Consider the following 9249-nt stretch of genomic DNA (forward strand, 5'->3'; position numbering starts at 1 on the left):
CGGCCGCCGCCCACGTCACCCGGTTTCCCCTGCCCGTCCCGTTACCCGACATCTTCGCCTCCCTCGTTTCCCGACCTTCGTCCCGATCCTAATCTGTTTACGGACAATTCGCCGCAATCCTTTACCGGTTTCCATCCCAAAGATCACGCCCACCTGGAGTACAAAAGCCGTACCAACCTGGATGTCTGTGCAACCTCCTGATATTCCTTGTTATCGCATTTTCCATAAACCTGTGGCCGCCCAAAAAGGTTAATCGGGATAAAAGTTTTTAATCCCCTCTCGTTACGGCTGCACGTTTTTCCAGGACAGGATCGATTTCCGTTTGTCCGGAGCCGGAACCTCGATCGCCTCGTCCGAGCCGGCCGAGAAACCCACATGGACATGGGCCCTCCCGGGTTCGTGAAACGTCATCTCCGGGCCTGAGGGCATTCCCCCGGTTCCGACCTTTCGGACCCTGGCAGTCGGCACGTATCTCTCCGGGACCCCCGGCCTGGCCCTGTCCAGCCCGGGCAGCGCGGGAAATCCCGGATTCTTACCCGGGGCCATCCCGAACCCGTAGACACGAACCGTTCCCCCTTCTTTTCGGTTTCCGGAGGCCGGCTCGTAGGTGGTGAAATAGAGATTGGAGAAAAAGACCTTCGGCGCGGAGAACAGTGTTTCTCCATTCCCCGGCAACGCGGCATGCCACCCCCGGTACTTCCCCCCCGGGATGGGGAAGGGAGGCTCGCGCTCGCCGATCCGGGCGAAAAAGCGGGTCGCGTCGGCCAGGTCACGCTCCGTGAGTGTCATGCCTAACGCCCCACGCACCCGGCCAGAAGGGGCGTCATCGTATACCGCGTAGATGCCGCCGGGCGAGCCGTCCGGAGGATCTTCAACATCCCCGGTCCCGAAAAAGACCCACAGGCCGGGATATTCCCCCTCGCCCTGCGCGACCGCGCACCTGCCATGGATCGCCCTTGCGGCATGCTCGCCGGCGACGGAAAAGAAGGGCCCTCCCCCCAGATCGAAGTCGCCGGATTCGCCCACCGTCGCGCGCCAGAGATTGCCGGAGAGGTCTCCCAGGTAGACCCGCTCGATATACCCTTCCAGGTCCGGGGCAACCGCCGGGGAGGCCACGACCTCGCCCATGGCGGGATGGGTGAGGATCTGCAGCACCTTCCCGGTCGACGCCTCCAGGACGAGGATCGCCCTGCCCTCATCTCCCGGGTCGGTCCGGGAAACGAGAGTCTCCGACGCCGGCGGCTCGACCCGGTCCGGCCGGCCGCGCCGGATCGCTTTCCCGGCTCCCAGGAGGACCACCCACCGGTCCACCGTCTCGCCCGGCGCGTCGAGACGTCCCGCCGGGGCCCGGACCTTCCCGATCACAGGGGCCGACAGGGCCTGTCCGAGAATGGGAACCTGCCGCTTCGCGACCTCCCACATCAGCGACGGGTAGCCGGGAGAGGCGGGATCGGTGATGTCCAGCGCGAAAACCGCTCTCCCGCGCGGGCCGGCGGCGGCCACCGCGACGGTGCGCCACCCGGTCTCCCGTGCCGTCATCGCCGGGCCCGAAACCGCTGCGAGCCGGATATCCGCCACCGCCAGCGGCCCCTCCGCGGCCGCCGGCAAGCTTTCCGCCTCCCCTCCCGGAGCCGCCCTCTCCTCTTTCAGAAAGCCGGGGAGAAAGGTCCAGATCGGTTCTCCGGTTCCCGTGGCGTAGCCAGGCGTCTTGCCGTCCGGATCGCTGAACCCGGCATCGTGTGCGCGGAGCGTCCCATCGTCCGCGTACAAGAGGTGCACCGGTTTCCTCCGCGCATGCCGGCCTGCGAAGGCGTTTCGCGCGGAAGGGTCTCGGGAATCGAGGTACGCGGAGGACGGCGGACCCACCAGGACCGGGGCGGACCGGGAGAGCGGGGCGGGAAGCTTTCCCCGGAAGTATCCCGTTCCCGAGGGGACGGGGCCGAAGGCGGCTTCCGCCTCCGTCACCCTTCGGATTTTGTTGGCCCTCGGGGCGATCCCGGTCGAGCGGATATGGAAGGTCGCGCGCATCCAGCCGCTGTCGTATCCCGGGAGCGGCTCCGTGCCGGTGGGCGAAACGGTCACATCGTACCGTGCGCCGTTGGGGAGAAGGGATCCGCGCTCCGCCAGGGGCAACGGAAGACGGTCGAGCCCGTACCAGGCTCCCGCCTCCGCGGCGTTTCTCGCCGCACGCTCCCGCTCCTCCCCGGAAACCGACTCGAGCCCCGAGGTGGAAAGGCCGACCGCGTAGATCCCGAGCACGGTCAGGATCACCAGGAGGAGCATCGTGATCACGAGGGCGCTCCCCTTCCGATCCCCCGTTCTCACGGAGCGTCCCCCGCGTTCCGGAGCCCGACCACCGCCTCCATCGTCCGTTGCCCGGGATCGCCCGGGGCGTACCGGCTGCGGGCGACCAGGCGGACCCGGACGCCTTCCCGCATCGAATGCCGCACCCGCATCTCCTCGATCCCCTCCACGACGGCCTGACTTCCCAGGTTTCCGTCCGGATCCACGACACGGCGCACGATCGCCGGAGGGGCGGAGTCGCCCGACCCGGAGACGGCATACCCGGCCAGCATGACCTTCGCGACCAGGGCGCCCTCCCCGTAGGACTTCATCATCTTTCCGTCGAAGGCCCCGGCGGCGGCATGGTGCAGGATCTCTCCCCCGTCGACCCGCGAAACCCGGAAGATGTCGGCGTGCATCCCGTCGGCGATGATCCCGATGTCCCCCTCTTTCCAGGGAATGGTCCCTTCCACCGCAAGCGCCGAGGATGCGGTCGCCATCCTCCGGGCGAGACGGTCCGGGCGCAGGGGGGAATGCGCGACATAGAAGAGGTCGGAGCCGTGTTCTCCGCCCGAAGCCAGCCCCATGCCGGAAACCAGGAGCACGGAGGCGTCGCCGGTCATCCCGGCCGGAAGCCGGACGGCAGCCCCGGGGGGGAGCCCGTACCCGGCGCGCTGCAGCTCCCGCTCGATCAGGTGGATCCCCCGGCGGAGGTTTCGCCGCATTTCCTCGAGACCCCCCTGCCGTGCGAAGACTCTCTGCTGGAGGAGGAGGAGGCCGAAGACCCCCGTCATCACCACGGAAAAGATCGCGAGGGCGACCAGGATCTCGATCAGGGTGAATCCATCCCGTCCTCCGCGCGGAGGAGCTCCGGATGCCGCCGTCACGACAGATCCCCCCGGTGCGTCGCCAGGTGTATCGAGTGCCACGCCCCCTTCTCATCCTTCCAGCAGGACCAGACCGAAATGGTCTTCAGCGATGGGGTCGTCCCGGAGACGGCCCACACCCGATAGATGCGGATCCCGTTCCCGGACAGGATCGAGGAGACGCCGGGAGTTGTAGGAAGCGCCGGATACTCCGGCTTCCCCTCGTCGCCGATCCCGGGCGAGGTGACGATCTCCCCGAATGGGATCCCCCGGAAGATCTCCAGCTGGTCCTGCGCGTACCGGGCCGCCGTGGTGGAGAGGCCGACGGACGCGGTTCCCCGCACCGCCGTGATCTGGAGCATGGCGATCCCCATCAATCCGACGGAGAGAATGGTCAGCGCGATCAGCACTTCCAGCAGCGTAAGGCCGCATCTTCGGGACACGGGACCCTCCCGGAACAGATCCGGGGCAAGATCCATACCGGGAGGAAACGGGGGAAACCCTGCGGAAAATCAACTCCCTGCGAGGGGGTCACCCCGGAAACGGGGAAAAAGAGTTAATGCGGATGAAATTTTTTTATGACGGAGCGCTCGAGGGGGGGGCGGGCGATTTCCGGATTTCCGCAAGGATCTTCGGAAGCGCGGTGCCCGCGCTCTCCCGGAGGTGGGTGTCCGAAAGCGACCGGGTCAGGACCGTTTCCTCCGGGTTGACCTCGATGATGAACGCTCCCTGCCTGCGCGCAAGGAGCGGGATGTCGCAGGCGGGGCTCACCTCGGCGGAGGTTCCCACCACCAAAAGAACCGCGGCCGATTCCGCTTCGCTTTCGGCCATCTCCATCGCGGCGCGGGGGATCTGCTCCCCGAAAAAGACGATGTCGGGCTTGAGGATCGTCCCGCACCCGCACCGGGGGGGGATCCCCTCCAGGACCTTCTCGCGGGTCGGGTAGCGGTTCGGGCAGGAGAGGCAGACCAGCTCCCGGGCGCTTCCGTGGAACTCGATCACCCCGCGGGAACCGGCCGCCTGGTGCAGCCCGTCCACGTTCTGGGTGATGACCGACCGCAGCAGCCCCCGCGACTCCAGCTCGGCGATCCCCCGGTGCGCCGGATTCGGGGCCGCCCGCTCGAGGATCTCCAGCATCTCCGCGAGCATCCTCCAGACCTTCCCCGGATCCCTCCGGAAGGCCCCGATGGTGGCGTACTCCATCGGATCGAAGCGGTCCCACATCCCCTGCGCGCCGCGGAACGCCGGGATGCCGCTCTCCACGGAGATCCCCGCCCCGGTCAGCGCCACGCAGTTCCCCCGGGCGGCGATGGCCCTCGCCGCCTCCCGGATCGCGGATGTCCCCTCAGAGGCCAACCCGTATCGCCGTCACACCTTGAGGAAGGAGCCCAGCTTCAGGGCGAGCCCCATGTCCCCCGCCACCTTCAGCTTCCCGGTCATGAAGGCCATCTGGCCGTTCAGCCTTCCGGCGACCATGTCCAGGAAGTCGTTCTCGGCCATGGTCACGGTGCAGTTCGGCGAGGAGGCCTCCCCCGCCGCCACCGCGGCCTTCCCTTCCTTCATCGTGACCTGGTAGGCGTCCGCGCCGACCTTGAACTGGTAGACGCTCGCCATCCCGGCCATCTTCGACGGGTCGGCGTTCAGCTTCGACTCGAGAGACTCGAAGAACCCCTTCACGGTCGTGTCGGCCATCGCCTCCTCCTTTCCCTGTGGGGGGTGGAATGAACGGTGATTCATTCTTCTCGAACGTACCACCCTCTCCCCGTCTTGTCAACGCGGACCGGGTGCCATGGGATATAATCCCGCCATGCGGGTTCTCGGGCTGACGGGTGGGATCGGAACCGGAAAGAGCACCGTGGCGCGTTTTTTCCGGGACGAGGGGATCCCGGTGGTGGACGCCGACCGGATCGCCCGGGAGATCACGGAGCCGGGACGGGACGCCCACCGGGAGATCCTCCTCCGCTTCGGGAGGGAGGTTCTCCTGCCGGACGGGCGGATCGACCGGAAGCGGCTCGGGGAGACGGTCTTCTCCGACCCATTACGGAGGGCCGAGCTGGAATCGGTCACCCATCCCCGGATCGCGGAAGGGATCGCGCAGGCGCTGGCGGCGCTCGAGCGGGAAGGACATCCGGTGGCCGTCGTGGAAGCCGCCCTGATCCACGAACGGAATCGCGGAACGATGTTCGAGGCGGTGATCGGCGTGCGGTGCGACCGGGAGCGGCAGGTCCAGCGGATCATGGCCCGGGACGGGATCTCCCGCGAGCAGGCGCTTGCGAGGATCGCCGCCCAGATGGACCCGGAGGAGAAGGCGAGCGCCTCCGAGTACCGGATCGACAACTCGGGCGACCCGGAATCCACCCGCGCCCAGGTCCGGGCGCTGGCCCGGAAGCTTCGCCGGGAACGATGAGAGCAGGGACGGTCCTGGAGGACACCCCGCCCCTCCACATCCCGTTGTCGTGTAGTCCGGTCCCCGGTTACCGAGCAACGTTTCAGATGTTGAGACCAGGGACGGTCCTGGAGGACGCCATTCCCATCGACCACCCTGGGTCGTGGACTGCCATCCCCCGTGCCATTGCTACCTCTCACCACAGGACCGTCCCTGTTACAGGAGTGGCTCCGGCGGAGTGTATTCCTTCCCGAGCGCCCGCGCCACGCCGGCGCAGGTCAACTTTCCCCCGAAGGTGTTCAGCCCTTCCCGCAGACCGGCATCTTCCCGGAGCGCAGGCCGCACCCCCATCCGGACGATCCTCTCGATGTAGGGAAGGGTCGCCCTGGACAGGGCGACGGTCGAGGTGCGCGGCACCGCCGCCGGCATGTTCGCCACGCAGTAGTGGACGATCCCCTCCTCCAGATAGTAGGGGGCGGCATGCGTCGTCGGGCGGGAGGTCTCGGCCGACCCTCCCTGGTCGATCGAGACGTCCACCAGAACCGCTCCCCGCTTCATCTTCCGCAGCAGATCGCGGGAGATCAGCACGGGGGCCCTCTCCCCGACGACCAGGACGGTGGAGATGACCAGTTCCGAGGCGACCACCGCCTTCTCCAGGGTCTCCGGCGTGGAGAGGAGCGTCTCGACCGCTCCGCCGGTCTCCCGCCGCACCCGGTCCAGCGCTTCCTTCGAGATGTCGAGGACCGTGACCCTCGCGCCGATTCCCGCGGCGACCTGCGCGGCCCCTCTTCCCGACGCCCCGGCCCCGATCACGCAGACCCGGGAGGGATCGGCTCCCTCGACCCCGGGGAGGAGCACCCCCATCCCTCCCGACTCCACCTCCAGCCCCCTCGCACCTGCCTGGACCGCAAGCTTTCCGGCCACTTCGCTCATCGGGCGCAGCAGGGGAAGCTCCCCCGCCGAGGAAACGGTCTCGTAGGCGATCGCGGCGACCTTCCGGTCCAGCAGCTCGTCCCCGAGGGAGGGAACCGCCGCGAGGTGCAGATAGGTGAAGATCGTGGACCGGGTGGAAAGATACCGGTACTCCGCGGGAAGCGGCTCCTTCACCTTGATCACCAGGTCGGCTTCCCACGCGCTCGAGGGATCCCCCGCGACGGAGGCGCCCGCCTTTTCGTAGGCGGAATCCGGGAACCCGCTCCTCTCCCCCGCGCCGGCCTCCACGACCACCCGCGCCCCCGCCGCGCGGAGAACGCCGACCGCGCGCGGAGTCAGGGAGACACGGTTTTCCCCCTCCTTGGTCTCCCGGGGTATTCCGACGACCATGGGCATCCGCGTCACCTCTCCAGGACCACTCTCGCGTCCACGACGAGGAGCCCGGCCTCGTGCACGATCACCGGGTTCAGGTCCATCTCCCGCAGCCCGGGAATCTTCCCGGCGAATCCGGACGCCTGGAGGAGGAGCTTCCGGATCGCCTCAAGGTCCGACCCCTTCTGCCCGCGGACCCCGCGGAGGATCCTCGCGCCCCGGATCTCGTCGACCATCTCCCGCGCGTCCCGGTCGGATAGCGGGACGAGCCGGAACGACACGTCCCGCATCACCTCCACCAGGATTCCGCCGATCCCGAACATGACCGCATGCCCGAACTGGAGATCCCGCGTCACCCCGACGATGACCTCGCGGCCCGGCGGCGCCATCGCGCTCACCAGGACCCCCCCGGCCCTCGCTCCGGCTCCGGCGGCGGCCTCGCCGATCGCGCGAACGGCCCTCCGCACTCCCTCGTCGTCCCCGACCCCGAGGATCACTCCCCCGACGTCGCTCTTGTGGGTGATCTCCGGGGAGTTCATCTTGACCGCCACCGGATACCCGATCCGGCGGGCCGCCTCGACCGCCTTCTCCATCCCTTCCGCCGCGATCGAGCGGACCACGGGGAACCCGTGTTCCGCCAGCAGCTCCATCGACTCCGCGGGGGGCAGGGTCCGGCCTTCCTTTTCCCCTTCCGCCGCGGCATGCGGCGGAGGTGCATCTTCCCTCGGGAAGGTCTCCCGGTCGAATCGGGAATAGCAGGACATCGCCTTCACGGCGCGCTCCGGCGTGGGGAACACCGCGATCTTCTTCTCGTGCATCTTCACCCGCTCCGCCCGCTCGACGTCCGCCCCGCCCAGGTAGGCGACCAGATCGCATTTCCCCGGCCGGATCACCTCCGAAGCCCCCGGGATCGGATCGCCGAAGATCGTCATGACGACGTCGTAATGCCCCTCGGAGGCCTCGAGGACCTTGCGGTACCGGGCCGCGTCGGTGTCCCCCGTAAGATCGAGCGGGTTTCCGACGATGCAGTGCGCGGGGAGGATCTCCCGGAGCTTCCCCGCGAGAGCGGGAGGCAGCGGGGCGACCCGGAATCCCTCCTCCTCGGCCACGTCGGTCGCGATGATGGCGGATCCGCCCGAACTGGTCACGATCAGCATGCGCGGGCCCGGAGGGGCCGGGAGATAGGCCAGCGCCTTTGAGAAATCGTAGAGCTCCTCGAGGGTGGAGGCGCGGTGCACCCCGTACTGCCGGAAGACGGCGTCGTAGATCTCGTCCTTCCCGGCCAGCGAACGGGTGTGCGACTCGGCGGCCTTCCTCCCCCGCTCGGTCCTCCCGGCCTTGAAGATCACGACCGGCTTGCGGCAGCGCTTCACCGCGGAGAGGAACTTCCCGGCGTCCTTGACCCCTTCGATGTAGAGGGCCACGACCTTCGTGCCCGGGTCGTCGGCGAAGAACTCGATCAGGTCCGCCTCGTCGACGTCGGCCCGGTTTCCCATGCTGACAAAGGCCGAGAAGCCGATCCGCTCCTCCGAAGCCCAATCGATCAGCGCCGCCCCGACGGTCCCGCTCTGGGACACGATGGCGATCTCCCCCCGGCGGGTGATGAGCGGCCAGGAAGCGCAGAGTCCGTGGTAGGGATAATTCACTCCCTGGCAGTTCGGGCCGACCAGCCGGATTCCGTACTGCGAGGCGTTTCGGGCCATCTCCTCCTGGAGCGCGGCCCCTTCCTCCCCCGACTCCGCGAACCCCCCGGTGATGACGATCGCAGCCCGGACTTTCCGCTCCCCGAGTTCCCGGATCGTCCCCGGGACATGCCGGGCCGGGATGATCACGACCGCGAGGTCGAACCCTTCCGGGAGATCGGCCGCCGACCGGACCGACGGGATCCCCAGGATCGTCTCCCCCTTGGGGTTCACCGGGAGCAGTTCCCCGGAAAACCCGGCGTTCACCATGTTCTGGAAGATCTGGAACCCCATCTTCTCGGGGTTGGAGGAAGCGCCGACGACGGCGATGCGGCGGGGACGGAACAGCGGTTCGAGGGAACGGGTCATGGCGATCCTCTCCTCGAGCGTTCGTTTCGGTGTGGACCAATCTACCAGACAGGTCCGGGAGTGTCACCCCCTTTCCGCCCCCCGTCGCCGGACAAAAAAAGGCGCCGCGAACAGGCCGACGGCGCCGGAATCCCGTGACCGTTCTGGGAGGTCAGGCCCTTCGCACGTTGGCCGCCTTCTTCCCCTTGGGTCCCGCGGTTACCTCGAACTCCACCTTCATCCCCTCGGCGAGGGAGCGGAACCCGTCCCCGCGGATCTCGGAGTAATGCACGAACACATCCTCCCCGTCCTCTGGCGTGATGAACCCGAATCCCTTCGCATCGTTGAACCATTTCACCGTTCCGGTCGCCATGCGGAT

The 9249-nt window shown here is 67.9% G+C and carries 9 protein-coding genes; 1 reads left to right on the forward strand and 8 read right to left on the reverse strand.

What is annotated here, in order from left to right; genetic code table 11:
• Window positions 1-282: 282 nt before the first annotated feature.
• The 5 genes from A2X88_08365 to A2X88_08385 all read right to left on the reverse strand — a co-directional run bounded on the left by A2X88_08365 (window position 283) and on the right by A2X88_08385 (window position 4841).
• Window positions 283-2325, reverse strand: coding sequence for a hypothetical protein (locus A2X88_08365; protein OGP32726.1), 2043 nt, complete (start codon window positions 2323-2325; stop codon window positions 283-285).
• Complete coding sequence (locus tag A2X88_08370; GenBank protein ID OGP32727.1) at window positions 2322-3170, reverse strand: hypothetical protein; 849 nt, start codon at window positions 3168-3170, stop codon at window positions 2322-2324. The genes A2X88_08365 and A2X88_08370 overlap by 4 nt, the downstream gene beginning before the upstream one ends.
• Window positions 3167-3628, reverse strand: coding sequence for a hypothetical protein (locus tag A2X88_08375; GenBank protein ID OGP32728.1), 462 nt, complete (start codon window positions 3626-3628; stop codon window positions 3167-3169). Before A2X88_08375 ends, A2X88_08370 begins: the two co-directional genes overlap by 4 nt.
• A gap of 97 nt (window positions 3629-3725) precedes the next feature.
• Window positions 3726-4481 carry an RNA polymerase subunit sigma gene (locus A2X88_08380; GenBank protein OGP32734.1) on the reverse strand — a complete coding sequence of 252 codons (756 nt, stop codon included), beginning with the start codon at window positions 4479-4481 and terminating at the stop codon, window positions 3726-3728.
• 36 nt (window positions 4482-4517) lie between these two features.
• Window positions 4518-4841, reverse strand: a complete 324-nt coding sequence (locus A2X88_08385; protein OGP32729.1) for a hypothetical protein — start codon at window positions 4839-4841, stop codon at window positions 4518-4520.
• 115 nt (window positions 4842-4956) lie between these two features.
• On the opposite strand from A2X88_08385, the gene A2X88_08390 reads away from it, so the two are divergent.
• Window positions 4957-5556, forward strand: coding sequence for a dephospho-CoA kinase (locus A2X88_08390; protein OGP32730.1), 600 nt, complete (start codon window positions 4957-4959; stop codon window positions 5554-5556).
• Between the two features lie 195 nt (window positions 5557-5751).
• Here A2X88_08390 and A2X88_08395 read toward each other — a convergent pair whose 3' ends face one another.
• The 3 genes from A2X88_08395 to A2X88_08405 form a co-directional block, all read right to left on the reverse strand.
• The gene (locus tag A2X88_08395) at window positions 5752-6858 is read right to left on the reverse strand and encodes an alanine dehydrogenase (GenBank protein OGP32731.1); all 1107 of its coding nucleotides are present in this window, start codon (window positions 6856-6858) and stop codon (window positions 5752-5754) included.
• An 11-nt stretch (window positions 6859-6869) separates the two neighbouring features.
• On the reverse strand, window positions 6870-8891 hold the full coding sequence (locus A2X88_08400) for a CoA-binding protein (protein ID OGP32732.1): 2022 nt from the start codon (window positions 8889-8891) through the stop codon (window positions 6870-6872).
• A gap of 151 nt (window positions 8892-9042) precedes the next feature.
• The gene (locus A2X88_08405) at window positions 9043-9243 is read right to left on the reverse strand and encodes a cold-shock protein (GenBank protein OGP32733.1); all 201 of its coding nucleotides are present in this window, start codon (window positions 9241-9243) and stop codon (window positions 9043-9045) included.
• Window positions 9244-9249: the final 6 nt, after the last annotated feature.

It is taken from the genome of Deltaproteobacteria bacterium GWC2_65_14 (assembly GCA_001797615.1).
Taxonomy (GTDB): Bacteria; Desulfobacterota; Deferrimicrobia; order Deferrimicrobiales; family Deferrimicrobiaceae; genus GWC2-65-14.

Coding starts and splice junctions, on each gene's coding strand:
- A2X88_08395 (OGP32731.1), bottom strand. CDS start 6,858: ATGGTCGTCGGAATACCCCGGGAGACCAAGGAGGGGGAAAACCGTGTC.
- A2X88_08405 (OGP32733.1), bottom strand. CDS start 9,243: ATGGCGACCGGAACGGTGAAATGGTTCAACGATGCGAAGGGATTCGGG.
- A2X88_08375 (OGP32728.1), bottom strand. CDS start 3,628: ATGGATCTTGCCCCGGATCTGTTCCGGGAGGGTCCCGTGTCCCGAAGA.
- A2X88_08390 (OGP32730.1), top strand. CDS start 4,957: ATGCGGGTTCTCGGGCTGACGGGTGGGATCGGAACCGGAAAGAGCACC.
- A2X88_08400 (OGP32732.1), bottom strand. CDS start 8,891: ATGACCCGTTCCCTCGAACCGCTGTTCCGTCCCCGCCGCATCGCCGTC.
- A2X88_08385 (OGP32729.1), bottom strand. CDS start 4,841: ATGGCCGACACGACCGTGAAGGGGTTCTTCGAGTCTCTCGAGTCGAAG.